The sequence below is a fragment of the Streptomyces genisteinicus genome, assembly GCF_014489615.1.
GTDB lineage: Bacteria > Actinomycetota > Actinomycetes > Streptomycetales > Streptomycetaceae > Streptomyces > Streptomyces genisteinicus.
This window is the reverse complement of the sequence record NZ_CP060825.1, coordinates 4334211-4359340: the sequence shown is the minus strand read 5'-3', so window position 1 is coordinate 4359340 and position 25130 is coordinate 4334211. Positions and strand designations below refer to the sequence as shown.

At 73.7% G+C, this 25130-nt stretch carries 27 protein-coding genes; 6 read left to right on the top strand and 21 right to left on the bottom strand.

Annotated elements, in window-relative coordinates:
• Window positions 1–154: 154 nt before the first annotated feature.
• The 4 genes from IAG43_RS19080 to IAG43_RS19065 all read right to left on the bottom strand — a co-directional run bounded on the left by IAG43_RS19080 (window position 155) and on the right by IAG43_RS19065 (window position 4462).
• The gene (locus IAG43_RS19080) at window positions 155–1279 is read right to left on the bottom strand and encodes a GuaB3 family IMP dehydrogenase-related protein (RefSeq protein WP_187741911.1); all 1125 of its coding nucleotides are present in this window, start codon (window positions 1277–1279) and stop codon (window positions 155–157) included.
• A gap of 145 nt (window positions 1280–1424) precedes the next feature.
• Window positions 1425–2927, bottom strand: a complete 1503-nt coding sequence (gene guaB, locus IAG43_RS19075; protein WP_187741910.1) for an IMP dehydrogenase — start codon at window positions 2925–2927, stop codon at window positions 1425–1427.
• A gap of 126 nt (window positions 2928–3053) precedes the next feature.
• A complete protein-coding gene (locus IAG43_RS19070) occupies window positions 3054–3641 on the bottom strand; it encodes a sigma-70 family RNA polymerase sigma factor (protein WP_187741909.1) in 588 nt (195 codons plus the stop codon).
• 209 nt (window positions 3642–3850) lie between these two features.
• Window positions 3851–4462 carry a response regulator transcription factor gene (locus IAG43_RS19065; RefSeq protein WP_003948568.1) on the bottom strand — a complete coding sequence of 204 codons (612 nt, stop codon included), beginning with the start codon at window positions 4460–4462 and terminating at the stop codon, window positions 3851–3853.
• 465 nt (window positions 4463–4927) lie between these two features.
• On the opposite strand from IAG43_RS19065, the gene IAG43_RS19060 reads away from it, so the two are divergent.
• Entirely contained in the window at window positions 4928–5251 is a 324-nt protein-coding gene (locus tag IAG43_RS19060; protein WP_187741908.1) for a WhiB family transcriptional regulator, read from the top strand.
• A 161-nt stretch (window positions 5252–5412) separates the two neighbouring features.
• Here the strand turns inward: IAG43_RS19060 and IAG43_RS19055 are convergent, their stop codons facing one another.
• Complete coding sequence (locus IAG43_RS19055; RefSeq protein WP_187741907.1) at window positions 5413–6303, bottom strand: LysR family transcriptional regulator; 891 nt, start codon at window positions 6301–6303, stop codon at window positions 5413–5415.
• An 80-nt stretch (window positions 6304–6383) separates the two neighbouring features.
• Between IAG43_RS19055 and IAG43_RS19050 the strand changes: the two genes are divergently transcribed.
• The 3 genes from IAG43_RS19050 to IAG43_RS19040 all read left to right on the top strand — a co-directional run bounded on the left by IAG43_RS19050 (window position 6384) and on the right by IAG43_RS19040 (window position 8670).
• On the top strand, window positions 6384–7067 hold the full coding sequence (locus tag IAG43_RS19050; RefSeq protein ID WP_187741906.1) for an MOSC domain-containing protein: 684 nt from the start codon (window positions 6384–6386) through the stop codon (window positions 7065–7067).
• A gap of 63 nt (window positions 7068–7130) precedes the next feature.
• Window positions 7131–7904: an SDR family NAD(P)-dependent oxidoreductase gene (locus IAG43_RS19045; RefSeq protein ID WP_187741905.1), complete on the top strand. Its 774-nt coding sequence runs from the start codon at window positions 7131–7133 to the stop codon at window positions 7902–7904.
• A 73-nt stretch (window positions 7905–7977) separates the two neighbouring features.
• Window positions 7978–8670, top strand: a complete 693-nt coding sequence (locus IAG43_RS19040; protein ID WP_187741904.1) for an ester cyclase — start codon at window positions 7978–7980, stop codon at window positions 8668–8670.
• Window positions 8671–8818: 148 nt separating this feature from the next.
• Here the strand turns inward: IAG43_RS19040 and groL are convergent, their stop codons facing one another.
• The 3 genes from groL to IAG43_RS19025 form a co-directional block, all read right to left on the bottom strand.
• Window positions 8819–10447 carry a chaperonin GroEL gene (gene groL, locus IAG43_RS19035; RefSeq protein ID WP_187741903.1) on the bottom strand — a complete coding sequence of 543 codons (1629 nt, stop codon included), beginning with the start codon at window positions 10445–10447 and terminating at the stop codon, window positions 8819–8821.
• A 94-nt stretch (window positions 10448–10541) separates the two neighbouring features.
• Window positions 10542–10850: a co-chaperone GroES gene (groES, locus tag IAG43_RS19030; protein WP_147987721.1), complete on the bottom strand. Its 309-nt coding sequence runs from the start codon at window positions 10848–10850 to the stop codon at window positions 10542–10544.
• 313 nt (window positions 10851–11163) lie between these two features.
• Window positions 11164–12111, bottom strand: coding sequence for a polysaccharide deacetylase family protein (locus IAG43_RS19025; RefSeq protein ID WP_187741902.1), 948 nt, complete (start codon window positions 12109–12111; stop codon window positions 11164–11166).
• A 90-nt stretch (window positions 12112–12201) separates the two neighbouring features.
• On the opposite strand from IAG43_RS19025, the gene IAG43_RS19020 reads away from it, so the two are divergent.
• Window positions 12202–13380: a class I SAM-dependent methyltransferase gene (locus tag IAG43_RS19020; protein WP_246574423.1), complete on the top strand. Its 1179-nt coding sequence runs from the start codon at window positions 12202–12204 to the stop codon at window positions 13378–13380.
• Between the two features lie 302 nt (window positions 13381–13682).
• On the opposite strand, the gene IAG43_RS19015 is transcribed toward IAG43_RS19020, so the two are convergent.
• From IAG43_RS19015 to tsaB, 7 genes are all read right to left on the bottom strand, one after another.
• Window positions 13683–14330 (bottom strand): hypothetical protein, encoded by a 648-nt coding sequence (locus tag IAG43_RS19015; RefSeq protein ID WP_187741901.1) that lies wholly within the window; start codon window positions 14328–14330, stop codon window positions 13683–13685.
• A gap of 88 nt (window positions 14331–14418) precedes the next feature.
• Window positions 14419–15687, bottom strand: a complete 1269-nt coding sequence (locus IAG43_RS19010; protein ID WP_187741900.1) for an RNA polymerase sigma factor — start codon at window positions 15685–15687, stop codon at window positions 14419–14421.
• Between the two features lie 33 nt (window positions 15688–15720).
• Window positions 15721–16077, bottom strand: coding sequence for a YciI family protein (locus tag IAG43_RS19005; protein ID WP_187741899.1), 357 nt, complete (start codon window positions 16075–16077; stop codon window positions 15721–15723).
• Between the two features lie 277 nt (window positions 16078–16354).
• Window positions 16355–16612, bottom strand: coding sequence for a hypothetical protein (locus IAG43_RS19000; RefSeq protein WP_187741898.1), 258 nt, complete (start codon window positions 16610–16612; stop codon window positions 16355–16357).
• Window positions 16609–17721 (bottom strand): tRNA (adenosine(37)-N6)-threonylcarbamoyltransferase complex transferase subunit TsaD, encoded by a 1113-nt coding sequence (gene tsaD, locus IAG43_RS18995; protein ID WP_187741897.1) that lies wholly within the window; start codon window positions 17719–17721, stop codon window positions 16609–16611. The genes IAG43_RS19000 and tsaD overlap by 4 nt, the downstream gene beginning before the upstream one ends.
• Window positions 17714–18175, bottom strand: a complete 462-nt coding sequence (gene rimI / locus IAG43_RS18990; RefSeq protein ID WP_187744535.1) for a ribosomal protein S18-alanine N-acetyltransferase — start codon at window positions 18173–18175, stop codon at window positions 17714–17716. Before rimI ends, tsaD begins: the two co-directional genes overlap by 8 nt.
• A 20-nt stretch (window positions 18176–18195) precedes the next feature.
• Entirely contained in the window at window positions 18196–18834 is a 639-nt protein-coding gene (tsaB, locus tag IAG43_RS18985; RefSeq protein WP_187744534.1) for a tRNA (adenosine(37)-N6)-threonylcarbamoyltransferase complex dimerization subunit type 1 TsaB, read from the bottom strand.
• Window positions 18835–18947: 113 nt separating this feature from the next.
• Between tsaB and IAG43_RS18980 the strand changes: the two genes are divergently transcribed.
• Window positions 18948–19523 (top strand): hypothetical protein, encoded by a 576-nt coding sequence (locus tag IAG43_RS18980; protein WP_187741896.1) that lies wholly within the window; start codon window positions 18948–18950, stop codon window positions 19521–19523.
• 147 nt (window positions 19524–19670) lie between these two features.
• Here IAG43_RS18980 and IAG43_RS18975 read toward each other — a convergent pair whose 3' ends face one another.
• The 6 genes from IAG43_RS18975 to IAG43_RS18950 form a co-directional block, all read right to left on the bottom strand.
• Window positions 19671–19865 carry a hypothetical protein gene (locus IAG43_RS18975; protein WP_187744533.1) on the bottom strand — a complete coding sequence of 65 codons (195 nt, stop codon included), beginning with the start codon at window positions 19863–19865 and terminating at the stop codon, window positions 19671–19673.
• A 248-nt stretch (window positions 19866–20113) separates the two neighbouring features.
• Window positions 20114–20635, bottom strand: a complete 522-nt coding sequence (gene tsaE, locus IAG43_RS18970) for a tRNA (adenosine(37)-N6)-threonylcarbamoyltransferase complex ATPase subunit type 1 TsaE (protein WP_187741895.1) — start codon at window positions 20633–20635, stop codon at window positions 20114–20116.
• On the bottom strand, window positions 20607–21830 hold the full coding sequence (locus IAG43_RS18965; protein ID WP_187741894.1) for an alpha/beta fold hydrolase: 1224 nt from the start codon (window positions 21828–21830) through the stop codon (window positions 20607–20609). Before IAG43_RS18965 ends, tsaE begins: the two co-directional genes overlap by 29 nt.
• A gap of 10 nt (window positions 21831–21840) precedes the next feature.
• Window positions 21841–23040, bottom strand: a complete 1200-nt coding sequence (alr, locus tag IAG43_RS18960) for an alanine racemase (RefSeq protein ID WP_187741893.1) — start codon at window positions 23038–23040, stop codon at window positions 21841–21843.
• 149 nt (window positions 23041–23189) lie between these two features.
• A complete protein-coding gene (locus IAG43_RS18955) occupies window positions 23190–24659 on the bottom strand; it encodes an NAD(P)H-hydrate dehydratase (protein ID WP_187741892.1) in 1470 nt (489 codons plus the stop codon).
• Between the two features lie 77 nt (window positions 24660–24736).
• The gene (locus IAG43_RS18950; RefSeq protein WP_187741891.1) at window positions 24737–25105 is read right to left on the bottom strand and encodes a holo-ACP synthase; all 369 of its coding nucleotides are present in this window, start codon (window positions 25103–25105) and stop codon (window positions 24737–24739) included.
• Window positions 25106–25130: the final 25 nt, after the last annotated feature.

The following is a 25130-nucleotide window of genomic DNA, read 5'->3' as shown; positions in this document are numbered from 1 at the left end:
CAGCAGTGATGCTGCCGTTCTCCTTGCCCAGCGCCTCGAAGAACCTCGCCCTCAGCACCTCGAAATCCACGATCCCCGCAACTCCCTGAACTCCAGGGTGTTGCGGGGATCAATAGAACCCGCCGAGGTGCCGGGGCCAGGTCGTGTGCCGGGGTCAGCGGCGGTGCTGCGAGTCCGCCACGGTCACCTCGACACGCTGGAACTCCTTGAGCTCGCTGTAGCCCGTGGTCGCCATCGCGCGGCGCAGCGCGCCGAAGAAGTTCATCGAGCCGTCGGGGGTGTGCGACGGTCCGGTCAGCACCTCCTCGGTGGTGCCGACGATGCCCAGGTCGACCAGCTTGCCGCGCGGCACGTCCTCGTGGACCGCCTCCATGCCCCAGTGGCGGCCCCGGCCGGGCGCGTCCGTGGCGCGGGCGAGCGGAGAGCCGATCATCACCGAGTCCGCGCCGCAGGCGATGGCCTTGGGCAGGTCGCCGGACCAGCCCACGCCGCCGTCCGCGATGACGTGCACGTACCGGCCGCCGGACTCGTCCATGTAGTCCCGGCGGGCCGCGGCCACGTCGGCGACGGCGGTCGCCATCGGGACCTGGATGCCCAGCACGTTGCGGGTGGTGTGGGCGGCGCCGCCGCCGAAGCCCACCAGCACGCCCGCCGCGCCGGTACGCATCAGGTGCAGCGCCGCGGTGTAGGTGGCACAGCCGCCGACGATGACCGGGACGTCCAGCTCGTAGATGAACTGCTTGAGGTTCAGCGGCTCGGCGGCGCCGGAGACGTGCTCGGCCGAGACCGTGGTGCCGCGGATGACGAAGATGTCGACACCGGCGTCCACGACCGCCTTGGAGAACTGCGCGGTGCGCTGCGGGGAGAGCGCGGCGGCGGTCACGACGCCCGAGTCGCGGACCTCCTTGATGCGCTGCCCGATCAGCTCCTCCTTGATCGGGGCGTCGTAGATCTCCTGGAGACGGCGCGTGGCGGTCTCCGGGTCGAGCTCCGCGATCTCGTCGAGCAGCGGCTGCGGGTCCTCGTAACGGGTCCACAGTCCTTCGAGGTTCAGGACGCCCAGACCGCCCATCTCGCCGATGCGGATGGCGGTCGCCGGGGACACGACCGAGTCCATCGGGGCCGCGAGGAACGGGAGGTCGAAGCGGTAGGCGTCGATCTGCCAGGCGATCGAGACCTCCTTCGGGTCCCGGGTGCGCCGGCTCGGTACGACGGCGATGTCATCGAACGCGTACGCCCGGCGGCCGCGCTTGCCGCGCCCGATCTCGATCTCAGTCACGATGTGTGGCCTTTCCCTCTACGTCTGCCCCACCAGTATCCCCGACACGTGCGAGGGGCGGCCCCGGCGACCCGGACACCGGTGGCGTGCCATCGGTGTCCGGCGGCCCGGGACCGCCCCTGGCGGAGTCCGGCGGGAGGCGCGGCTACTTCCTGCTGTAGTTCGGCGCCTCGACCGTCATCTGGATGTCGTGCGGGTGGCTCTCCTTGAGGCCCGCGGAGGTGATCCGCACGAAGCGCCCGTTCTCCTGGAGCTGCGGCACGGTGCGTCCGCCGACGTAGAACATCGACTGGCGCAGCCCGCCCACCAGCTGGTGGACGACGGCGGAGAGCGGCCCCCGGTACGGCACCTGGCCCTCGATGCCCTCGGGCACCAGCTTCTCGTCGGAGGCGACGCCCTCCTGGAAGTAGCGGTCCTTGGAGAAGGAGCGCTGGTCGCCGCGGGACTGCATCGCGCCGAGCGAGCCCATGCCGCGGTACGACTTGAACTGCTTGCCGTTGATGAACATCAGCTCGCCCGGGGACTCCTCGCAGCCCGCGAGCAGCGAGCCGAGCATCACGGTGTCCGCGCCGGCGACCAGCGCCTTGGCGATGTCGCCCGAGTACTGGAGGCCGCCGTCGCCGATGACCGGCACCCCGGCGGCCTTCGCGGCGAGCGAGGCCTCGTAGATCGCGGTGACCTGCGGGACGCCGATGCCGGCGACCACCCGGGTGGTGCAGATGGAGCCGGGGCCGACGCCCACCTTGATGCCGTCCACACCGGCGTCGATCAGCGCCTGCGCGCCGTCCCGGGTGGCGATGTTGCCGCCGATGACGTCGACGCCCGAGGCGTTCGACTTGATCTTGGCGACCATGTCGCCGACCAGCCGGGAGTGGCCGTGGGCGGTGTCCACGACGATGAAGTCGACGCCGGCCTCGATCAGCGCCTGGGCGCGCTCGAAGGCGTCGCCCGCGACTCCGACGGCCGCGCCGACGAGCAGGCGGCCCTCCTTGTCCTTGGCCGCGTTCGGGTACTTCTCGGCCTTGACGAAGTCCTTGACCGTGATCAGGCCCTTGAGGATGCCCCCGTCGTCGACCAGCGGGAGCTTCTCGATCTTGTGACGGCGCAGCAGCTCCATGGCGTCCACGCCGGAGATGCCGACCTTGCCGGTGACCAGCGGCATCGGCGTCATGACCTCGCGCACCTGGCGCGTGCGGTCGGACTCGAAGGCCATGTCCCGGTTGGTGACGATGCCGAGCAGCTTGCCCGCGGCGTCGGTGACCGGCACACCGCTGATGCGGAACTTGGCGCAGAGCCGGTCCGCGTCGGCGAGGGTGGCGTCCGGGTGGACCGTGATCGGGTCCGTCACCATGCCGGACTCGGAGCGCTTGACCAGGTCGACCTGGTTGGCCTGGTCGGCGATGGAGAGATTGCGGTGCAGCACGCCGGCGCCGCCCTGCCGGGCCATGGCGATGGCCATCCGCGACTCGGTGACCTTGTCCATGGCGGCGGACAGCAGCGGGATGTTCACCCGCACGTTCTTCGAGATGTACGAGGAGGTGTCGATCTGGTCGGGAGCCATGTCGGAGGCACCCGGCAGCAGCAGCACATCGTCGTAGGTCAGCCCGAGTGTCGCGAATTTCTCGGGCACTCCGTCGACGTTGGTCATGACACCTTCCCCAATAACCTTGATCGGTGCGGATGTCCATGCTAACGGCCTCTCGGGCCGTCTCATTCCACGATCAAGATCGTCGAGCAGCTTTGTGTGTTCGTACGGGGTCCGCCGGGCGGGCGTTCACTGCTCGGCGAGCGCCCGCAGCCGACTGAGCGCGCGGTGCTGCGCGACCCGGACGGCGCCGGGCGACATCCCCAGCATCTGCCCCGTCTCCTCCGCGGTGAGCCCGACCGCCACGCGCAGCACCAGCAGCTCGCGCTGGTTCTCCGGGAGGTTGGCGAGGAGCTTCTTGGCCCACTCCGCGTCGTCGCTGAGCAGCGCGCGCTCCTCGGGCCCGAGGGAGTCGTCCGGGCGCTCCGGCATCTCGTCCGACGGCACCGCCGTCGAGCCGGGGTGCCGCATGGCGGCGCGCTGGAGGTCGGCGACCTTGTGCGAGGCGATGGCGAAGACGAACGCCTCGAAGGGGCGACCGGTGTCGCGGTAGCGCGGCAGGGCCATCAGCACCGCCACGCACACCTCCTGCGCGAGGTCGTCCGCGAAGTGGCGGGCGTCGCCGGGCAGCCGGTTGAGACGCGAGCGGCAGAAGCGCAGGGCCAGCGGATGGACGTGCGCGAGCAGGTCGTGCGTGGCCTGCTCGTCGCCGTCGACGGCACGGTGGACGAGTGCACCGATGGCCCCCTGGGCGCCCGTCGCCTCGTCGTCACGCATCGGTCCATGGTGCCCTGGCGTCGAAGCGCCCGTGGCACCGCGTCCCATGTTGTGCACCGAAGCGTTATGAGCAGGTGCGCCGGAACTCATCTCCTGCGCCCTCCCCTTCCGCTCGACCGAATCGTCCCCGAGGAACTCCACACCTCAAGGATGCGGCATTGCGCGGGAAACGGATGCCCTCGGGCATCCGTCACCCCGTGCCGGACCCGTCAGCGAACCAGGCCCCAGCGGAATCCGAGGGCCACCGCGTGCGCCCGGTCCGAGGCGCCGAGCTTCTTGAAGAGCCTCCTGGCGTGCGTCTTCACCGTGTCCTCGGAGAGGAAGAGCTCACGCCCGATCTCCGCGTTGGACCGGCCGTGGCTCATGCCCTCCAGCACCTGGATCTCGCGCGCCGTGAGCGTGGGCGCCGCCCCCATCTCGGCCGAGCGCAGCCGGCGCGGGGCGAGCCGCCACGTCGGGTCGGCGAGCGCCTGGGTGACGGTCGCGCGGAGCTCGGCCCGCGAGGCGTCCTTGTGCAGATAGCCGCGGGCCCCCGCGGCGACCGCCAGCGCGACGCCGTCCAGGTCCTCGGCGACGGTCAGCATGATGATCCGCGCACCGGGGTCGGCCGACAGCAGCCGGCGCACGGTCTCGACGCCGCCCAGACCGGGCATGCGCACGTCCATGAGAATGAGGTCCGAGCGATCCGCGCCCCAGCGGCGGAGGACTTCCTCCCCGTTGGCCGCGGTCGTCACGCGTTCGACACCGGGCACGGTCGCGACCGCGCGGCGCAGCGCTTCTCGGGCGAGCGGGGAGTCGTCGCAGACGAGGACGGAAGTCATGACTGACCTCCGTGACTCGCACAGCTGTTGCGCGTCACCTTGTGCCTCCAGGCTGAGTACGTGTCGTCACCTGTGCGGTTGAACGCTGTCGGACATGTGCCCGAGAGCTTGTCGCTTCAACCGCCTCCGCACTCTCAACGATGGTCACTCGAAAGAGTTACGGGGGGAGCGAGGGTCTTCGCACCCAGCGTGAGCGTACGTGTGCGGAGGGGAGCGCCGCAGGTCACCTCGCCGGTACCCGGCAGTCATGCCCCATTCAGACGCTTTTCTTCCCTTTCGCTGGTGTCTTTGGCTAGATTCGCAGATGAGTCATATTTACATCTACTTACACAGGAGATGTACGGTCGTTGGCACAGCGTGGGATGCCTGATCCGGCCGAGCGCCGGCCCGCGGGCCTGCCCGTTCGTAGCGGTCCTGTTCCACCCAGGACCATCCACCCAGCACGGTTTCAAGGGGACATGCGCTATGGCAGATTTCTCTCGCCTTCCCGGACCCAACGCCGATCTGTGGGACTGGCAGCTCCTCGCGGCATGCCGCGGGGTCGACAGCTCGCTCTTCTTCCACCCGGAGGGCGAACGCGGTGCAGCGCGCAGCGCGCGCGAGAACTCGGCGAAAGAGGTCTGCATGAGATGCCCGGTGCGGGCGGAGTGCGCGGCGCACGCGCTGGCCGTCCGTGAGCCGTACGGCGTCTGGGGCGGACTGACGGAGGACGAACGCGAGGAGCTCATGGGCCGTGCCCGCCACCGCCTGGTCCCCGCGGCGAGCGCGGGCGGCACGGCAAGGGGCTGAAGCCCGGAACAGCAATCGAAGAAACGTTCCTGCACCGGAGGCGCCGAGGCGCGGTCCGGGAGGTCACTCCGTGCCGGTCCCGGCGAAGCCGCCGGGACCGGCTCCTGCGTCCGGGCCGCCGCGCGGCGGGCGGCGGGAGCGTCAGCGGGCGGCGGGCGGCGTCAGCGGGAGGCGGCGCGGGCGAGTTCGCCGAGGGTGGCCGCGACGGCGGGGACCTGGGAGAGGTCGGGCAGGGTGAGCGCGACGATCTCGCGGCGGACCGGCGGCTCGACCGTGACGGTGCGGGCGCCCCTCGGGAGGACTGAGTCCAGCGCCAGCTCGGGCAGCACGGCGACCCCCAGGCCCGCGCCGACCAGGCCGATCACGGCCGGGTAGTCGTCGGTGGCGAAGTCGATGCGCGGCGTGAAGCCGGCCTCCTCGCACACGTCCACGAGCTGTCGCCGGCAGCGCGGACAGCCGGCGATCCAGGGCTCGTCGGCGAGGTCCTTGATGGCCACGGTGTCCTCGGCGGCGAGCCGGTGCCCCTCGGGCACCAGCCCCACGAGGCGGTCGGTGAGCAGCGGCCGGACGGTCAGGTCGTCCCACTCCCCGCCACCGGCTCCGTAGCGGAAGGCGAGCGCGATGTCGCAGTCCCCGTCGCGGAGCATCTCCACCGAGCGCGGCGGTTCGGCGTCGACCAGGGAGACCCGGGTGCCGGGGTGGGCGGCCCGCAGGGCCGCGAGCGCCGCCGGGACCAGGGTCGAGCTGGCGCTCGGGAACGACACCAGCCGCACCCGTCCGGCGCGCAGCCCGGCGATCGCCGCGATCTCCTCCTCGGCGGCGGTGAGCCCGGCGAGGATGCCCGCGGCGTGGCGCACCAGCGCCTCGCCGGCCTGGGTCAGCCGCATCTCCCGGCCGGTGCGGATGAGCAGGGGGGTGCCCGCCGAACTCTCCAGGGCCTTCATCTGCTGGCTCACCGCGGGCTGGGTGCACCCCAGGTCGCGGGCGGCCGCGGAGAAGGAGCCGGTGGCGGCGACGGCGCGCAGGACACGGAGATGGCGGGCCTCGATCATCCTTCGAGCATAAGGCAGGCTTGGGGTGGCGATGACTTATTCGATGGTTCCTTTGGGCCCGGCCGGGTTAGCGTGCGTCCATGAAGCTTCTGTCCGTGAACACCGGCCGCATCAAGCCCTCCGAACATGCCGCCGTCGGCACCACCGGGATCGACAAGGGGCCGGTCGACGCCCCCGTGCTGGTGACGGACCCCGGGCCCAAGGGCAGCGGCGGCAGCGGGCTGGCCGGGGACGAGATCTCCGACCTGCGCCACCACGGCGGCAGCGACCAGGCGGTGTACGCCTTCGCCCGCGAGGACCTGGACGCCTGGGAGCGTGAGCTGGGCAGGCCGCTGGCGAACGGCGCGTTCGGCGAGAACCTCACCACCACCGGGGTCGACGTGACCGGGGCGCTCATCGGCGAGCGGTGGCGCATCGGCGCCGAGCTGGTGCTGGAGGTGACCAGCGGGCGCATCCCGTGCCGGACCTTCGCGGGCCATCTCGGCGAGCGCGGCTGGGTGCGCCGGTTCACCGCGGCCGCCGCGCCCGGGGCGTACCTGCGGGTGATCACGCCCGGCGAGATCCGCGCGGGCGACACCGTCGAGATCGTGCACCGTCCCGGACACGACGTCACCGTCGCGATGTCGTTCCGCGCGGAGACCGTCGAGCGCACCCTGCTGCCGCGGGTGCTCGCGGCGGGCGAGGCGCTCCACCCGGAGCAGCTGCGCGACGCGCTCGCCTACGTGGCGAAGCACGGGGCGGGCGACGGCGCCGGGCAGGTGTGACGCCGACCCCGGGAGGGAGGGCCGTGGCGCGGCGCCCGGTGGCGGACCGTTACCGTGCCGTGCATGACGACTGCACTGATCACGGGCGCGACCGCGGGCATCGGCGCCGCCTTCGCGCGGCGCCTCGCGGCCGACGGGCACAACCTCGTGCTCGTCGCCCGTGACACGGCCCGGCTGCGCGAGCAGGCCACCGAGCTGCACGACCGGCACGGCATCGAGGCGGAGGTGCTGACCGCCGACCTGTCGGCCGAGGACGGCATCAGCGCCGTCGAACGGCGGCTCGCGGACCGGCGCCACCCGGTGGACCTGCTCGTCAACAACGCCGGCTTCGGCAACAAGGGCAGGTTCCTCGAAGTCGGCATGGCCGACGAGCTGACCATGCTGAAGGTGCACTGCGAGGCCGTGCTGCGGCTGACCGCGGCGGCGGCCGGCCCGATGAGGGACCGCGGGCGGGGCGGCGTGGTGAACGTGGCGTCGGTGGCCGCGTTCGTCCCGCGCGGGACCTACGGGGCCTCCAAGGCCTGGGTCGTGCAGTTCACCCAGGGCGCGGCGCGCGACCTGGCGGGGTCGGGGGTGCGGCTGATGGCGCTGTGCCCGGGTTTCGTGCGGACCGAGTTCCACGAGCGCGCGGGCATGGGGACGGACAACATCCCCGGCTGGATGTGGCTGGACGCCGACAAGCTGGTGTCCGCGGCCCTCGCCGACCTGGCCCGGGGCAGGTCGGTGTCGGTCCCGGACCCGCGGTACAAGGCGCTGATGGGCGTGGTGAAGCTGACGCCGCGCGGGCTGCTCGGCGGGCTGACGTCACGGACGGGACGCAGGTACGGGCCGCGGTGAGGCGGGCCCGGACGACCGGGCGAATGTGATCTGCATCACTAAAATGGAAGCATCTCCTGTGGCGGGAGGCGCCATGAAATTCATGCAGATCATCGACTACAAGACCGCCGACTTCGACGGCATGAACGACGTGATGGAACGCTGGGTCGAGCAGACCAGAGGCAAGCGGACCACCGGTCACGCGGTCACCGGCAAGGACCGCACCGACAGCAGGCACTACGTCGACATCGTGGAGTTCAGCTCCTACGAGGAGGCGATGCGGAACTCCCGTCTTCCGGAGACGGACAGGATGTTCCAGGAGATGGTGGCGCTCTGCGACGGCATGCCGTCGTTCACCGACCTGGACGTGGTGCGGGAGGAGCAGCTCAACGCGGCGGTCGCGCGCCGGTTCTTCCACGAGGTCGCCGTCGGCGGGAACATGGACGCGATCGGCGAGATGTTCGCCGACGACTACACCGACCACGACGTCGCCAACGAGGCCGGCTCCGAGACCGGCACCGAGGTGATACGCCGGGACGTCACCATGTGGCGTGCCGCCTTCGACTTCACCTTCGAGCTGGACCGGCAGGTGTGCGAGGGCGACGACGTGGTGATGCTCTGGACCTGGAGCGGCCGGCACAAGGCCGCGTTCATGGGCATCCCGGCGAGCGGTGACGAGTGCACCATGACCGGGACGACGGTCTTCCGCTTCGAGAACGGGAAGATCAGGGAAGGCTGGTGGCACTTCGACCTGCTGGGGCTGATGAAGCAGCTCGGCGCGGCCTGAGCGCCGCCCGCACCGTCCGGTCCGCGGGGACGCGTCCCCGCGGCCGGGAAACGCGGCGGGCCGGGAACGCGACGGGCCCTCGCCTCCCGCGTGACCGCGGGGGGCGAGGGCCCGGTGCCGGTGCGGCGGGCCGCACCGGCATGCGTCGTCAGTGGCTGTGGCCGTGGCCGTGCCCGTGACCGCTGTCGGCCTCCTCCTCGGCCGGCTTCTCGACGACCAGGGTCTCGGTCGTGAGCAGCAGGGAGGCGATGGAAGCGGCGTTCTCCAGCGCGGAGCGGGTCACCTTGACCGGGTCGATGACGCCGGCCTTGACCAGGTCGCCGTACTCGCCGGTCGCGGCGTTGAAGCCGTTGCCCGTCTCGAGCTCCGCGACCTTCGAGGTGATGACGTAGCCCTCGAGGCCGGCGTTCTCGGCGATCCAGCGCAGCGGCTCGACGGCGGCGCGGCGGACGACCGCGACACCGGTGGCCTCGTCGCCGTCCTTGCCGAGGTTGCCGTCGAGGACCTTGACGGCGTGGACCAGGGCGGAGCCACCACCGGAGACGATGCCCTCCTCGACCGCGGCGCGGGTCGCGGAGATGGCGTCCTCGAGACGGTGCTTCTTCTCCTTCAGCTCCACCTCGGTGGCGGCGCCGACCTTGATCACGCACACGCCGCCGGCCAGCTTCGCGAGGCGCTCCTGGAGCTTCTCGCGGTCCCAGTCGGAGTCGGTGGACTCGATCTCGGCCTTGATCTGGTTGACGCGGCCCGTCACGTCGGCGGAGTCGCCGCCGCCGTCCACGATGGTGGTGTCGTCCTTGGTGACGGTGACGCGGCGGGCGCTGCCCAGCACGTCCAGACCGGCCTGGTCGAGCTTGAGGCCGACCTCCTCGGCGATGACGGTGGCACCGGTGAGGGTGGCCATGTCGCCGAGCATCGCCTTGCGGCGGTCGCCGAAGCCGGGGGCCTTGACGGCCACCGCGTTGAAGGTGCCGCGGATCTTGTTGACGACCAGGGTCGACAGGGCCTCGCCCTCGACGTCCTCGGCGATGATCAGCAGCGGCTTGGAGCCACCCGCCTGGATGACCTTCTCCAGCAGCGGCAGGAGGTCCTGGATGGAGGAGATCTTGCCCTGGTGGATCAGGATGTACGGGTCGTCGAGGACGGCCTCCATACGCTCCTGGTCGGTCACCATGTACGGGGACAGGTAGCCCTTGTCGAAGGCCATGCCCTCGGTGAAGTCCAGCTCCAGGCCGAAGGTGTTGGACTCCTCGACGGTGATGACACCGTCCTTGCCGACCTTGTCCATCGCCTCGGCGATGAGCTCGCCGACCTGCTGGTCCTGGGCGGACAGCGCGGCGACGGCGGCGATGTCGCTCTTGTCGTCGATGGGACGCGCGGTCGCGAGCAGCTCGTCGGAGACGGCCTTGACGGCGGCGTCGATGCCCTTCTTCAGGGCGGCCGGGGAGGCACCCGCGGCGACGTTGCGCAGACCCTCGCGGACCAGGGCCTGGGCCAGCACGGTGGCGGTGGTCGTACCGTCACCCGCGATGTCGTTGGTCTTGGTCGCCACCTCCTTCACCAGCTGCGCGCCGAGGTTCTCGTACGGGTCCTCGACCTCGACCTCGCGGGCGATCGTGACACCGTCGTTGGTGATGGTGGGGGCGCCGAACTTCTTGTCGATGACGACGTTGCGGCCGCGGGGGCCGATCGTCACCTTGACCGTGTCGGCAAGCTTGTTGACGCCACGCTCGAGGGCGCGACGGGCGTCCTCGTCGAACTTCAGGATCTTCGCCATGGAGCTTCTCAAGTCCTCTCGAAACGACCCGCGCCCCTCGCCGCCCGGCAACTAGCAGGGTGACCAGGGGCGCAGATCGAAGTAAATCGGTGAATTACTTCTCGACGATCGCGAGCACGTCGCGAGCCGAGAGGACGAGGTACTCCTCGCCGCTGTACTTCACTTCGGTGCCGCCGTACTTGCTGTACAGCACGACATCGCCGACGTTCACGTCGAGCGGAAGACGCTCGCCGTTCTCGAAGCGGCCCGGGCCAACGGCCAGGACGACGCCCTCCTGGGGCTTCTCCTTGGCGGTGTCCGGAATAACCAGGCCAGAGGCCGTGGTCTGCTCGGCGTCGAGCGGCTGGACCACGATGCGGTCCTCGAGCGGCTTGATGGCAACCTTGGAGCTGGCGGTCGTCACGATCCGACCTCCCCCTTCGGAGATCTCACGGGGTTAACTGTCTGAGGTGGCGACCAGGTGGATCCGTCGTCGCGGGTGCCGGACCTGCCCGTCGCTGTGTTGGCACTCTCCAGTGGTGAGTGCCAGGAGCGAGACTATGACCGCGATTAGCACTCGGTCAAGCGGAGTGCCAATCCACTCGGTCGCGCCGTCCCGATCACGCCACCTCACGACCCGTTCCGGCCGCCTGCGGACCGGGCGGCGCGGGTCGGCGGCGGAAGGCGCGCCGCGGCCCCGGCGGGCGCGTCCGCGCCGGCCGGGGCCGCGGCGGGCGTCAGACGTAGTCCTCCAGCTTCGCGACGGCGTAGCCCTTCTCCGTCACGGTCTGCATCACCCGCCGGATCATGTCCGGCATGGTGCCCTTCCAGTCCCCCTTGCCGCGGAAGTGGGTCAGGATGATGTCGCCCGGGTGCAGGTCGCGGTCCCACTCCCGCCACTCCATGTGGTCGGGGAAGGCCTCGGAGGCCCACAGCGGCACGGCCTCGACGCCGCAGGACTTCGCCACCCGCAGCGTGTCGCCGTTGTAGTTGCCGTACGGCGGGCGGAACAGCCGGGGCCGGGTGCCGTACCGCTTCTGGAGCTTCTCCTGCTGGCCGCAGATCTCCCGCTGCTGCTGAGCGTAGGAGAGGCCGGGCAGATAGCGGTGGTTGAGGGTGTGGTTGTGCAGAGCCGCCCCGGCGTCCCGCATCTTCGCGAAGTACCCGTAGTCGTCGTCGATGACGTAGTCGCTGAGGAAGGCGCTGTACGGGATCTGGAGTTCGGTCATCATCCGCAGCAGCTCGGGGTCCTTCTCCGCGCCGTCGTCGATCGTCAGGAAGACGATCTTCTCCTTGGTGGGCACGGTGGTGAAGACGGGCGGCAGGCTCTCTCCACCCTTGACCTCGAAGCCCTTGCGGGTGGTGATCCGCGGCTTCACCGCGGGCGGCGGCGGGGCGGCGAGCGGGGTCCGCGCCAGGCCCCACTTCCTGGCGGCCGCCGCGCGCAGCGCCTGGTTGCGCCGGACCTTCTCCAGGTGGGCGGCCAGGGTGCCGGACGCGCCGGCTTCCTCCTTCGCCGCCCCGGGGCCGCGCCCGGCCTGCGCGCCGGCCGAGGGGCTCGCGGGGCGAGCGCCCCCGGAGCCCTCGGCGGCACAGCCCGCGCCGAGGGCGGCGACCACGAGCACGGCGACGATCACACGGACCCGGCGCGCTCCCATATTTCGCTTTTGTCGTACTAGCTGCATGGCGTCGCATCCTGTCAGCGCGACTCCCCGCAGCCCCGCAGACACCGCCTCCCTGCCCGGCCCGTCCCCCGCCTGGCCGACAATGGCCCGGTGAACGACCTCGATCCGCTCGCCGCCCTCTCCGCCCTGCGCACCGCCGAGGGCGCCGCCCTGCTCGCCTCGCTGGCCTCCTACGACCCGGCCGACGAACTGGCCGTCGCGACCCGGCTGCGCCGCGACCACCCGGCCGCCCTGGTGTCGGCGGCCCTCGGCCAGGCGAGGCTGCGGCAGCGGGCGGCGGCGAAGTTCGGCGCCGAGGACGCCGGGCGGATGTTCTTCACCCCGAACGGCGTCGAGCAGTCCACCCGGCGCACGGTCGCCGAGTACCGCGCGGCGCGCTTCGCGGAGCTCGGGGTGCGCAGCGTGGCCGACCTCTGCGGCGGCATCGGCGGCGACGCCCTGGCCCTCGCCCGCGCGGGCATCCGCGTCCTCGCCGTCGACCGCGACCCGCTCACGGCCGAGGCGGCACGCGCCAACGCGGCCGCCCTCGGCCTGGCCGACCTCATCGAGGTGCGGTGCGCGGACGTGGCGGACGTCGACACCTCCGGCCACGACGCGGTGTTCGTGGATCCCGCACGGCGCGGCGGACGCGGCCGGATCTTCGACCCCGAGGCGTACTCGCCCCCGCTGTCCTGGGCCGTCGGGGCGGCTCGCGCCCGTCCGCACGCCGCCCTGAAGGTGGCGCCCGGCATTCCGCACGAGGCGGTCCCGGAGGGCGCCGAGGCGGAGTGGATCTCGGACGGCGGAGACGTGAAAGAGGCCGTGCTCTGGTTCGGCACCTCGCCGGGCACGGTGCGGGCGACGCTGCTGCCCGGCACGCACACGCTCACCGGCCGCGGGCTGCCCGACCCCGGCGTCCGGCCGCTCGGGCGCTACCTCTACGAGCCGGACGGCGCGGTCATCCGGTCCCACCTGGTGGCCGAGGCGGCCGAGGAGCTGGAAGGCGGGCTGATCGACGCGTCCATCGCGTACGTCACCTCGGACGTGCTGCGGCCGACCCCGTTCGCCACCGCCTACGAGATCACCGACCAGCTCCCCTTCGGCGTGAAGAAGCTGAAGGCCCTGCTGCGCGAGCGCGAGGTGGGGAACCTGACGGTCAAGAAGCGCGGCTCCGCCGTCGAGCCCGAGGAGTTGCGCCGCCGGGTGAGACCGCAGGGCCCCCGGGCCGCCACGGTGTTCCTCACCCGGGTCGCGGGGGCGCCGGCCATGCTGGTGGGCCGGCCCGTGTGAGGCGGGCGGGCCTCGTGTGAGGCGGGCGGGTGCGGCCGTGGTGCCGCGGGCCGGGGTGACGGGCGCGGAGCTCGGGCGGTCGGCGCCGGCGGGAGCCCACGGGACGCACCGGTACGCGGCCGGGCCGGACCGGCGGGGCGGCGGACTGGCGGGGCTGCAGGCCGGAGGAACGGGCACGGAGCCGGGTACGGGACGCCGGGTGCGCGGGCGCGGGGCGGAACGCACCGGCAGGTGCCCCGCGTCCGGGCGGGCGGGACGCGGCGGTGCGGGCAGGACGCGCCGGTGTGGGCCGGCGGGCGGGGTCAGCGGGCCGCGGAGGCGCCCGCTCCGGTGCCGCGCGGCAGCAGCCGCAGGGCCCAGCGGTAGTGGGCGACCGCCTTGGCCGCGCCGATCAGGCCGGTGAGCCAGGCGGTCATGCCGAGCCCCATCAGCAGCACCACGCCCGGGAGGGTGTCCTCGCCCCGCTGCGCGGTCGCGGGGACCACGAAGCAGAGCCACAGACCGGCCCCGCACAGCGCGAACGACGGCAGCAGCCAGGTGAGTCCGAGTCCCGGGGTGACGAACGCGGCGTCCCTGGGCGGGTCGCTGTCGAGCGCGCCCCACGCCCGCAGCCCGCCGCGGACCCTGCCGTCGCGCGCGAGGCCGAAGCCGATCAGGAGCCCGGCCGGGACCATGAAGCCGAGCCCCACGACCGCGAGCACCCCGGCGAACAGCATGCCCAGCGGGTCGGGCGTCTCCAGGAGGGACCGCAGGGCCGACGCGAACAGCACCCAGCCCACCGCGAACGCGCCCGCAAGTGACCACAGCCCGGCCAGCACCGGCACCCCGATGCTCCGCCGGTGCAGCTCCTCCAGCGCCCTCGCCCGGTCGGCGAGCATCGCGTGGCGGTGCGGCCACGCACCGGTTCCCCGGGGAGGCGGCAGAGGCGGGAGCGGATCACGGCGGGACATGAGGCGACCCTATCGGCAGCGCTCGCACGCCCGTTCGCCGTCGCCGCCCCGGCGGGCGGGCGTCAGGGCCGTCCGGCGCGGGCGGGCGTCAGGGCCGTCCGGCGCGGGCGCGCGCGGCGCGGTCGAGCAGCAGGTCCCTCTCCCGGGTGTTGCGCGCCATCCCCGCGGCCCGCGCGAACTCGGCGGCCGCCTCCTCGTGACGGCCCAGCCGGGCCAGCAGATCGCCGCGGACGCTCGGCAGCAAGTGGTAGTCCTTCAGGGCCGGTTCGCCGGTCAGGGCGTCCACCAGGGCGAGGCCGGCCTCGGGGCCGTCGGCCATGGAGAGCGCGACCGCCCGGTTGAGCTCGACCACGGGCGACGGGACGACGCGCGCCAGCTGCGCGTAGAGCGCCGCGATCGTCGCCCAGTCGGTGTCCTCGTAGCGGGCGGCCCGCGCATGGCAGGCCGCGATCGCCGCCTGGAGGGCGTAGGGGCCGTACGGGCCGCCGCCGACCCGGTGCAGCGCCTCGACACCGCGGCGCATCAGCAGGCCGTTCCACCGGGTGCGGTTCTGGTCGGCCAGCAGGACCGGCTCGCCTCCCGGGGCCGTGCGCGCCCGGATGCGGGAGGCCTGGAACTCCAGCAGGGCGGCCAGCCCGTGCACCTCCGGTTCGGCGGGCATCAGGCCCTGGAGGACCCTGACGAGCCGCAGCGCGTCCTCGCAGAGCGCGGGGCGGACCAGGTCGTCGCCCGCGGTCGCCGCGTACCCCTCGTTGAAGATCAGGTAGACGACCTCCAGGACGGACCCCAGCCGCTCGGCCCGGTCGGCGCCGTACGGCACCTCGAAGGCCACGCCGGCGCGGGCGAGGCCGCGTTTGGCGCGCACGATGCGCTGCGCGACGGTCGGTTCGGCGGCGAGGAAGGCACGGGCGATCTCGTCCGTGGTCAGCCCGCCGAGCAGCCTCAGCGTCAGGGCGATCCGGGCGTCCGTCGACAGGACCGGATGGCAGGCCGTGAAGATGAGCCGCAGCAGGTCGTCGTCGATGTCGTCCGGGCCCGAGGGCTCGGCCGGCGGCGGCGCGTCCTCCAGGGCGCGCCCCACCTCGGCGAGCTTGCGCGCGTACGTCTCCTTGCGGCGTACGAGATCGATCGCCCGGTGCTTGGCGGTGGCCATGAGCCAGGCGCCCGGTCTGTCCGGGACACCCGACTCCGGCCACTGCTCCAGGGCGGCGACCAGCGCGTCCTGGGCGATCTCCTCGGCGATCTGGACGTCCCGTACGACGCGGGTGACCCCGGCGATGATCCGCGCGGACTCGATCCGGAAAACCGCCTCGACCGTCTCGACCGTCTGCTGCGCCCCTGCTGCCGTCACGGCCACCCATGAGAGCAGCCGCCCGGTGCGGGGGCAAACTCAGCCCGCCTGGATCTCGCGGACCTCGCAGGTCACCGACCATTCGGCCGGGTGCACCTCCACGAAGCGCCGGGCCCACTCGACGGCCTCGGCCATGTCCTTGCACTGCATCATGGCGTAGCCGCCGACGACCTCCTTGGTCTCGGTGAAGGGGCCGTCGGTGTACGACACCCTGCCGCCGGACCAGGTGACCCGGGTGGCCTCGGACGTGGGCATCAGGCCCGCCGTGTCGAGCATGACGCCGGCCTTGGTGATCTCCTCCAGGAGGGCGCCCATCCGCTGGTCGAACTCCTCCGGGAAGTCGGCTCCGGCCATCTCGTTCTCGTCGATGCGGACCATCGAAAGGAAGCGCGGCATGGTGATTCCTCCATCGTGTGCGGGCGGGACCGTTCCCCGCTCTCACCCGTGCGTCGAACGGCGGCGGGCCGGATCGACACGGGCGGCGGAAATTCTTCCGGGAATCTCTCCGCGGGACCCGTCGGGCACGGCGGCGCCTGCGTGCGGGCGTGCCCGGCAAGCCGGTCCGGCGGCCGCGCGGGCCGGTCCGGCGGCCGCGCGGGCCGATCCGTGGTTCCGGAGCCGGTCCTCGCCGGGCGGCACCGCGTCCCTGCCGGGGCCGGCCGGCGCGCGCCGGTCAGCCCAGCGACTCGAAACGCCAGCGGTGGACCGGACGGGTGATCATGTCCGGTGCCGGTTCGGGCAGTTCGGGCAGGTCCGCGGCGGTGCCGGAAGCCTCCCACCAGGTGATGACCAGCACCCGGTCGCCCGCCGCACGCAGCGTCTCGCGGCGCAGGGGCTCCCGGGCGAGCTCCCGGGAGCGGGCCCACTCCAGCAGTTCGGGCCCGCGGCCCTCCGTGGCGCGGGCCTCCCACATCAGGGCGACGATCGTCACGAGTAGAGGTTCTCCTTGCTGATCTCGTGGACGTGGTCGTGGTCGTGGCCGTGACCGTGGTGGTGGCTGCCGGGCACGTGGGACTCGGTCACGGGCAGCGAGGAGTCCGCCGACAGCTCCCAGTCGGACGCCGGCCGGTTCCTGGCGACCATCTCCGCCCCGAGCGCGGCGACCATCGCGCCGTTGTCGGTGCACAGCTTGGGGCGGGGCACCCGGAGCCGGATGCCGGCCCGCTCGCACCGCTCCTCGGCGAGTGCGCGCAGCCGGGAGTTGGCCGCGACGCCGCCGCCGATCATCAGATGGTCGACGCCCTCGTCCTTGCAGGCGCGCACGGCCTTGCGGGTCAGCACGTCGACGACCGCCTCCTGGAAGGAGGCCGCCACGTCCCGCACCGGGACCTCCTCGCCCGCCGCCCGCTTCGCCTCGATCCAGCGCGCCACGGCCGTCTTCAGCCCGGAGAAGGAGAAGTCGTACGCCGGGTCCTTCGCCCCGCTCAGGCCGCGCGGGAACGCGATGGCCCGCGGGTCGCCCTCCCGGGCGAGCCGGTCGATCACCGGACCGCCGGGGAAACCGAGGTCCAGCACCCGGGCGATCTTGTCGAACGCCTCGCCGGCCGCGTCGTCGATCGTCGCGCCCATCGGCCGGACGTCCGCGGTGATGTCGGGCGCGAGCAGCAGCGACGAGTGACCGCCGGAGACCAGCAGGGCCATCGTCGGCTCGGGCAGCGGGCCGTGCTCCAGCTGGTCGACGCAGATGTGCGAGGCGAGGTGGTTGACCCCGTAGAGCGGCTTGTCCAGGGCGTACGCGTACGCCTTCGCCGCCGAGACGCCGACCAGCAGGGCGCCGGCCAGCCCCGGCCCCGCCGTGACCGCGATGCCGTCGAGGTCGCGGGCGCTGACACCGGCCTCCGCCAGGGCGCGTTCGATGGTGGGGACCATCGCCTCCAGATGGGCGCGCGAGGCGATCTCCGGCACCACGCCACCGAAGCGGGCGTGGGTGTCGACGCTGGAGGCGATGGCGTCGGCGAGCAGGGTGGTGCCGCGGACGATGCCGACGCCGGTCTCGTCGCAGGAGGTCTCGATGCCGAGTACGAGCGGTTCGTCAGCCATCAGTGGTCTCTGTTCCTTGTACGGTCAGTCGCATGACGAGGGCGTCGGTGTTGCCGGGCTGGTAGTAGCCGCGGCGGAAGCCGATGGGCTCGAACCCGAAGCGTTCGTAGAGCTTCTGGGCCCGGGTGTTGTCCACGCGCACTTCGAGCAGGACCTCTTCGCACTCGAAGGCGGTGGCGTGCTGGAGCAGGTCGGTCAGCAGCCGGGCGCCGAGCCCGGTGCCCCACTGGCCGCGCTCCACGGCGATGGTCTGCACGTCGCCGAGGCCGCCCGCCGCGGCGAGCCCCGCGTAGCCGACGACCCGGCCGCCGGCCTCGGCGACCACATAGCGGCGGGTGGCACCGGGGCCGCGGGAGTGGGCGAGCTCGGACCAGAACATCCCCGGCGACCAGGCGTCCTCCGGGAACAGCTCGTGCTCCAGCTCCAGCACCGGTTCCAGATCCCACCAGCGCATCTCGCGCAGCACGGCGGTGCTCACTTGGGTGTGACCACCTTGTAGTTCTTGGGGACCTGCGCGTCGGGGCGGCGCAGGTACAGCGGCTGCGGGGGCAGGAAGTCCGCGCCGGCGCGCAGCCGCTCGGCCGCCAGCCCCGCGAGCGCCCCCGCGCTGACGTGCTCGGGGCCGCGGGCGTCCGGGAACGCGTCCGGGTAGAGGACCGCGCCGGCGCCGACCGCGGGCAGGCCCGCGACCTGCTCGGCGATGTCGTCCGGACGGTCGACCGCGGCGTCGGTCGCACGGGTCCGGGCGTCGTCGTAGCGGGCCCAGTACACCTCCTTGCGGCGCGCGTCGGTGGCCACCACGAACGGGCCGTCGAGGCCGGAGGCCCAGGCGAGGCCGTCCAGCGTGCACACGCCGTGCACGGGGATGCCGAGCGCCGAGGCGAAGGTGGTCGCCGTGACGAGTCCGACGCGCAGTCCCGTGTACGGGCCCGGCCCGACGCCGACGACCAGACCGGTGACGGCGGCGAGCTTCACACCCGCCTCGGCGAGGACGCGGTCGACGGCGGGCAGCAGCAGTTCGCCGTGCCGGCGGGCGTCCACCCGGCTGGACTCGGCGACGACGGACGTGCCGTCGTGGAGCGCGGCGGTGACGGCGGGAGTGGCGGTATCCATGGCGAGCAAGAGCACGCGAACAGCCTACGGCTCCCGGGGCGGGGGCACGGTGCCCGGCGAACGGGACGGCTGCTGCTAACGTCACCACGACCGGGACTACGACCGGAACACGGATGCGAAGGGTGGGCACGGTGGCACGCAGCAGCTCGGGACTCGTGGCCGGGCTCACGGCGGCCGCGCTGGCGGCCGTCGGGTTCCTCGCCTATCAGGCCTCGGCGAACGTCCCCGACAGCCTCGCAGCCCCCCGTCCGACGAGTTCGTCCCCCGCCGTCGGCCCGTCCGGCAGCCCCGAGGCCAGGCCCGCGGACCCGCTCGCCGTCCCCGCGGACTCGGGAACCGGTGTGCGCGTGGTGTACGCGCTCGCCGACCGGCGGGTGTGGCTGGTGGGCGAGCAGGGCGAGCCCCGCACGTTCGCCGTGATGCCGTCGACGGTGGACCCGAAGCCGGGCACCTACGCGGTCACCTCGCGCTCCGGGAAGGTCCCCGGCTCGGACGGCGTGCAGATCGAGCACGTGGTGCGCTTCGCGACCGTCGAGGGCGTCTCGATCGGCTTCAGCGCGGCGATGGACGGCTCGATGGCCAGCCCCGACCCGGCGAAGAAGACCGGCGGTGTCCGGATGAAGCGGGCCGACGGCGACGCGATGTGGAAGTTCGCGGCGATCGGCGCGAAGGTCGTCGTCGTCCCGTAGCGCTCCGGGGCGGGGGTCCTCAGCACTCCGGGGCGGGGGTCCTCGCGGCCTCGTACCGTCCCTGGCCCCCGGGCCCACCGCGTGTCCCGCCCCACGGCACCCGCACGGCGCCGGGCGCAGGCGCCGGAAGCGCTGCCCGAGGGCTGTCTACGCCGCGTCCTGCCGGGGTGTCCCGCCCCCGTGGCGCCTGCCCTCGCGGGGCACGGCGCGCGGCGGGGTCGACACGGCGCTCGCCGCGGCGCACGACGCCAGCAGGTCGCGCATCGACAGCGCGGCGGGGAACGACGGGGCGGCGGGCGCCGACCGGGCGGTCTCCGCGGGCGGGGCGTCGCCCGCGGGCACGGCCTCCGCGGGCACGGCGGAGGGGGACGGCCGATGGGGCCGTGCGGACTGTGCTGCGCGCTCGGATGCCGGCATCAACGCCTCCTGGAACTCCGGGGGCCGCCATGGTTAGGTGAACCTAACCAGCTCTCCGGTCCATGTCATCACGCGTGAGGCGGCCCGCGCAACATTTTCCCGACGTCTTGTCGGAACATACGGCGCGGCGATCCGGAGCACGCCGGCGCGCGCCCCGGAGCGGGCTCCCCGGATCAGACCGTCGCCGACTCCAGGTCCACGTCGGACCACCGCGCCCCGTGGCCCCGGAGCGTCACCTCCCGGTGGTCGTCGTCCGTGTCCCCCGTCACCCGGTGGATGAGCACGTGCAGGCGGTCGTCGGAGAGGTCCTCCACCTTGCCGTCGCCCCACTCCACCACCACCACCGACTCCGGCAGGGACACGTCGAGGTCGAGGTCCTCCATCTCGTCGAGGCCGCCGCCGAGCCGGTACGCGTCGACGTGGACCAGCGCCGGGCCGCCCGTCAGGGACGGGTGGACCCGGGCGATCACGAACGTCGGGGAGGTGACGGCGCCCCGCACCCCCAGCCCCTCGCCCAGCCCGCGCGTCAGGGTCGTCTTGCCCGCGCCCAGCTCGCCGGTGAGCATCACGAGGTCCCCGGGGCGCAGCAGCCCGGCGACGGAGCGGCCCAGGTCCCGCATCCGCTCCGGGGAGTCGACGGACAGACGGGCGGAGCGGACGGCCGGGTCAGCTTCCGGGCTGTGCAGTGCTTCCATACGTGCCAACGTTAGCCGCTGCCGGTACGGCCCCGGCCCGCACGAGCAGGTCCGCGAGACGGTCGGTCACGGCCTCCGGATGCTCCAGCATCACCAGGTGGCCGCCGTCCGGGACGATGACCAGCTCGGCCTCCGGCAGCAGGTCGGCGATGGCCTCGCTGTGCGAGGTCGGCGTCACCAGGTCCTTGTCGCCCGCGAGGACGAGGACGGGGAGACCGGCGAAGACCGGGAGCGCGGCGGACTTGTCGTGTTCCGTGAACGCCGGGTAGAACTCGGCGACCACGTCGATCGGCGTCGACTCGATCAGCCGCTCCGCGAACCGCGCGACGGCCGGGTCCACGTCCTTCGAGGAGAACGAGTACCGCTTGATCAGCCCGGCGAACAGGTCCGCCGTCGCCCGGCGCCCCCGCTCCACCAGTTCCGCCTGGGAGCCGAGCGCCCGCAGCACCCCGGGCAGCACCCGGCGCACCACGTTGACGCCGGCCACCGGGAGCCCGTAGTTGACCTCGCCCAGACGCCCGGCGGAGGTGCCGACGAAGGCGGCGGCGACCACCCGTTCGCGCACCAGCCCGGGGTGGAGCGCGCCGAGCGCCATCATCGTCATGCCGCCCATGGAGTGGCCGACGAGCACCAGCGGGCCCTCGGGCGCCGCCGCGTCGATCACCGCCTTCAGGTCCCGGCCGAGCTGGTCGATGGTGACCGGCACCCCGTCGGGTCCCGACTGGGCGGCGCCCCGCGCCGAGCGGCCGTGGCTGCGCTGGTCCCAGAAGACGGTGCGCACCAGGCCGCGCAGCGCCGCCCGCTGGAAGTGCCAGGAGTCCTGGCCGAGGCAGTAGCCGTGGCTGAACACCACCGTGACCGGAGCGGGGGCCTTGCGGCCGAACAGCCGCCGCCGGCGCGGAGCCGCGACCTGGGGGTCCACCTCCTCGACCTCGTAGTGCAGCCGGGTGCCGTCGTCGGCGACGGCCGTGCCGGGCGTACCGCGCAGCGAGCCGTACGGGCCCGTGGCGTCGAGCGCGAGCCGGGCCTTCTTGCGCATGCCCCGGCCCACCGTGAGCCGCTCCAGCGCCACGCCGGCGGCCGCGCCGGCGGCGATGACGCCTATGGCCGTGCCCGCGACGCCTCCCGCCCGCCGCCAGGCTCCCGTCGCGGCCGCGGCGGCCGCGACGGCGTCCCCCGTGCTGGTCTCGCTCACCGTGCCCCTCCTACTCGTCGACGGCTGCCGGCCGCTGGCGCGCCGGGTCGTGGGGCTCCTCGTGGAGATGGACGCGCGGCACCCGCGACCCGATCCGCGTGACGATCTCGTAGGCGATCGTCCCGGCCGCCTGCGCCCAGTCCTCCGCGGTCGGCTCGCCCCGGTCGCCCGGGCCGAAGAGGAGCGCCTCGGACCCCTCGTCCACCGTCTGCCCGCCGAGATCGACGACGAACTGGTCCATCGCCACCCGGCCGGCGACCCGGCGCCGGACGCCGCCGACGAGCACCGGGCCGCGGCCGGACGCGTGCCGGGGGACGCCGTCGGCGTAGCCGAGCGGGACCAGGCCGAGCGTGGTCTCCGCGTCGGTGACGTAGTGGTGTCCGTAGCTGACGCCGTGACCGGCGGGCACGTGCTTGACCAGGGCGACGGAGGCGGCGAGCGTCATCACCGGGCGCAGCCCGAGCTCGGCGGAGGTGCCCAGCTCGGGGGCGGGCGACACCCCGTACATCGCGATGCCGGTGCGGACGAGGTCGAAGTGGGACTCCGGGAGGGTCAGCGTGGCCGGGGAGTTGGCGATGTGCCGCACCTCCGGCTCGACGCCTGCCTTCTCCGCGTGGTCGACCATGTCCCGGAAGAGGTCCAGCTGGCGGACGATCGAGGGGTGTCCCGGTTCGTCGGCGCAGGCGAAGTGGGACCACAGGCCGGTGACGTCGGCCAGGCCCTCGTCCTCGGCCGCGCGGGCGGCGGCCACCAGGGCGGGCCAGTCGGCGGGCTGGCAGCCGTTGCGGCCGAGCCCCGTGTCGGCCTTGAGCTGGATCCGGGCGGGGCGGCCCGCCGCGCGGGCCGCCGCGGTGACCTCCCGCAGCGCCCACATGCCGCTCACCGCCATGTCGAGGCCGGCCTCGATGCCCTCGCGCCACGGGTCGCCCGGGGTCCAGAGCCAGCACATGATCCGGCCGCCGACACCGGCCGCGCGCAGCGCGAGCGCCTCCTGCGGCGTCGCCGTGCCGAGCCACCCGGCGCCGGCGTCGAGTGCCGCCCGGGCGCAGGGCACCATGCCGTGGCCGTACGCGTCCGACTTGACCACGGCCATCAGGGCGGAGTGCGGCGCGCGCGCCCGCAGCGCACGGACGTTGGCGCGCAGCGCGCCGAGATCGATCTCGGCCCGGGCGCGTGGCGGTGCGGAGTGCGGCGGCGGTGTCTGGCTCATCGCGGCAAGTCTCTCAGAAGCCGTGGTCCGCGCCCCGCCGCACCGGTTCCGGGCAGCCGGTGCGGTCCGTCACAGAGCGCCGCGGCCGCCGCACGGCGCGGCCTTCGCGGCGACCCGCGGGACGGACCGGCCGCGGGTCCCCGACCCGCTCAGGCACGGCTGCCCCCGACGCCGGCGCCCTCCCCCGGCTCCCGCACGCCGTGCCATGCCTCCGGGAGTGTCGCGGCCACGTCGTGGGCGGTCAGCGGCGTGCCGCGGGCGGCGGCCAGCCGGGCCGCCAGACCGTGCAGGTACGCGGCGGCCGACGCCGCGTCCCGGGCGTCCAGGCCCGCGGCCAGCAGCGATCCGGCCAGTCCGGAGAGCACGTCGCCGCTGCCTGCGGTCGCCAGCCACGGGGTGCCCATCGGATCGGCCCGGACCGCTCCGCCGCCGGGGTCCGCGACCAGCGTCGTCGAGCCCTTGAGCAGGACCGTCGCCCCGTACCGCGCCGCCAGCTCCCGCACCGACGCGAGACGGGCGGCCTCCACCTCCTCGCGTGCCACGCCGAGCAGCGCGGCGGCCTCCCCCGCGTGCGGGGTCAGCAGCGTGGGCGCGGTCCTGCCCCGCAGGTCCGCGGCGTCCAGCAGGCGCAGACCGTCCGCGTCGACCAGGACGGGGACGTCGGCGGCGAGCACCTCGCGCACCGCGTCCCCCCGGTCGCCGATGCCGGGGCCGACGACCCACGACTGGACCCGGCCGGCCGTCCCCGGCTGCCCGGTGCCGACCAGGCACTCCGGGAAGCGGGCGATCACCGCGTCCGCGGCGGGGCCCACGTACCGGACGGCCCCGGCGCCGCCGCGCAGCGCACCCGCCACGGCCAGCACGGCCGCCCCCGGGTAGCGCGCGGAGCCGGCCGCGACGCCGACCACGCCCCGCCGGTACTTGTCGCTCCCCGCCCCGGGGAGCGGCAGCATCCGGGCGACGTCGGCGTGCTGGAGCGCCTCCAGACGGGGGACGGACGGCAGTTCGCCGCCGAGGCCGATGTCGACGAGCCGGACGGCGCCGGCGTGCCCGCGCGCCGGATCGACCAGCAGCCCCGGCTTGTACGTGCCGAAGGTGACGGTCAGGTCCGCCCGCAGCGCCTCGCCACGGACCTCCCCGGTGTCCGCCTCGACCCCGCTCGGCAGGTCGACGGCGACGACGACGGCGTCCGACCCGCGGGCGGCGCGGGCCACGGGCACGGCGTCCGGGCGCAGGCCGCCGCGCCCGCCGATGCCGGTGATGCCGTCGAGCACCAGATCGGCGGCGGCCAGCGGCTCGAAGGGGTCGTCGGCGATCCGGCCGCCCGCCGCCAGCAGGGCCGCGAGACCCGCCTCGTGGGTCCGTTCGGGGGCGAGCAGCACGGCGGCGACCCCGGCTCCGCGCCGGGCGAGCCGTGCGCCCGCCCAAAGGGTGTCGCCGCCGTTGGCGCCGCTGCCGACGAGCAGCACGACCCGGGCCCCGTAGACCCGGCCGAGCAGGCCGGCGCAGGCGGCTGCCAGCCCGGCGGCGGCCCGCTGCATGAGGACGCCGTCCGGCAGCCGTGCCATCAGCCGCTCCTCGGCGTGCCGGACTTCTTCGACGCTGTACGCACTCCGCATGCCCCGAGTCTGCCCCAGCCCCGGCCGCAGGCGCGGCGTCCGCCGCGGCCGCGTCGGCTCCCGGACCGCGGTGCGCGCTACCCCTCGGCGATCACCACGGCGGAGGCCACGCCGGCGTCGTGACTGAGCGACACGTGCCAGGTGCGGACGCCCAGTTCGGCGGCGCGGGCCAGGACCGTGCCGCGGACCCGGAGCCGGGGGCGGCCCGACTCCTCGACGTACACCTCCGCGTCCGTCCACAGCAGGCCGCCGGGCGCGCCGAGCGCCTTGGCCAGCGCCTCCTTCGCGGCGAACCGGGCGGCGAGGGAGGCGTAGCCGCGGCGTTCCCCGCTCGGCAGCAGCAGTTCGTGCTCGACGAAGAGCCGCCGGGCCATCGCCGGTGTGCGTTTCAGCGACTCGGCGAACCGGTCGATCTCCGCGACGTCGATCCCCACCCCGATGATCATCAGGCCTTCTCCCCCGCCCTTCCGC

What these genes read in the sequence shown, in the direction of transcription:
- alr (WP_187741893.1), bottom strand. Translation starts at nt 23,040, where the DNA reads ATGAGCCAGACACCGCCGCCGCACTCCGCACCGCCACGCGCCCGGGCC.
- IAG43_RS19065 (WP_003948568.1), bottom strand. Translation starts at nt 4,462, where the DNA reads ATGACTTCCGTCCTCGTCTGCGACGACTCCCCGCTCGCCCGAGAAGCG.
- IAG43_RS19040 (WP_187741904.1), top strand. Translation starts at nt 7,978, where the DNA reads ATGAAATTCATGCAGATCATCGACTACAAGACCGCCGACTTCGACGGC.
- tsaB (WP_187744534.1), bottom strand. Translation starts at nt 18,834, where the DNA reads ATGGATACCGCCACTCCCGCCGTCACCGCCGCGCTCCACGACGGCACG.
- tsaD (WP_187741897.1), bottom strand. Translation starts at nt 17,721, where the DNA reads ATGGCTGACGAACCGCTCGTACTCGGCATCGAGACCTCCTGCGACGAG.
- IAG43_RS19050 (WP_187741906.1), top strand. Translation starts at nt 6,384, where the DNA reads ATGAAGCTTCTGTCCGTGAACACCGGCCGCATCAAGCCCTCCGAACAT.
- IAG43_RS19025 (WP_187741902.1), bottom strand. Translation starts at nt 12,111, where the DNA reads ATGCAGCTAGTACGACAAAAGCGAAATATGGGAGCGCGCCGGGTCCGT.
- IAG43_RS19060 (WP_187741908.1), top strand. Translation starts at nt 4,928, where the DNA reads ATGGCAGATTTCTCTCGCCTTCCCGGACCCAACGCCGATCTGTGGGAC.
- IAG43_RS18950 (WP_187741891.1), bottom strand. Translation starts at nt 25,105, where the DNA reads ATGATCATCGGGGTGGGGATCGACGTCGCGGAGATCGACCGGTTCGCC.
- tsaE (WP_187741895.1), bottom strand. Translation starts at nt 20,635, where the DNA reads ATGGAAGCACTGCACAGCCCGGAAGCTGACCCGGCCGTCCGCTCCGCC.
- IAG43_RS19015 (WP_187741901.1), bottom strand. Translation starts at nt 14,330, where the DNA reads ATGTCCCGCCGTGATCCGCTCCCGCCTCTGCCGCCTCCCCGGGGAACC.
- IAG43_RS18955 (WP_187741892.1), bottom strand. Translation starts at nt 24,659, where the DNA reads ATGCGGAGTGCGTACAGCGTCGAAGAAGTCCGGCACGCCGAGGAGCGG.
- IAG43_RS19055 (WP_187741907.1), bottom strand. Translation starts at nt 6,303, where the DNA reads ATGATCGAGGCCCGCCATCTCCGTGTCCTGCGCGCCGTCGCCGCCACC.
- IAG43_RS19070 (WP_187741909.1), bottom strand. Translation starts at nt 3,641, where the DNA reads ATGCGTGACGACGAGGCGACGGGCGCCCAGGGGGCCATCGGTGCACTC.
- rimI (WP_187744535.1), bottom strand. Translation starts at nt 18,175, where the DNA reads ATGCGCTGGTGGGATCTGGAACCGGTGCTGGAGCTGGAGCACGAGCTG.
- IAG43_RS19045 (WP_187741905.1), top strand. Translation starts at nt 7,131, where the DNA reads ATGACGACTGCACTGATCACGGGCGCGACCGCGGGCATCGGCGCCGCC.
- guaB (WP_187741910.1), bottom strand. Translation starts at nt 2,927, where the DNA reads ATGACCAACGTCGACGGAGTGCCCGAGAAATTCGCGACACTCGGGCTG.
- IAG43_RS18980 (WP_187741896.1), top strand. Translation starts at nt 18,948, where the DNA reads ATGCGAAGGGTGGGCACGGTGGCACGCAGCAGCTCGGGACTCGTGGCC.
- groL (WP_187741903.1), bottom strand. Translation starts at nt 10,447, where the DNA reads ATGGCGAAGATCCTGAAGTTCGACGAGGACGCCCGTCGCGCCCTCGAG.
- IAG43_RS19005 (WP_187741899.1), bottom strand. Translation starts at nt 16,077, where the DNA reads ATGCCGCGCTTCCTTTCGATGGTCCGCATCGACGAGAACGAGATGGCC.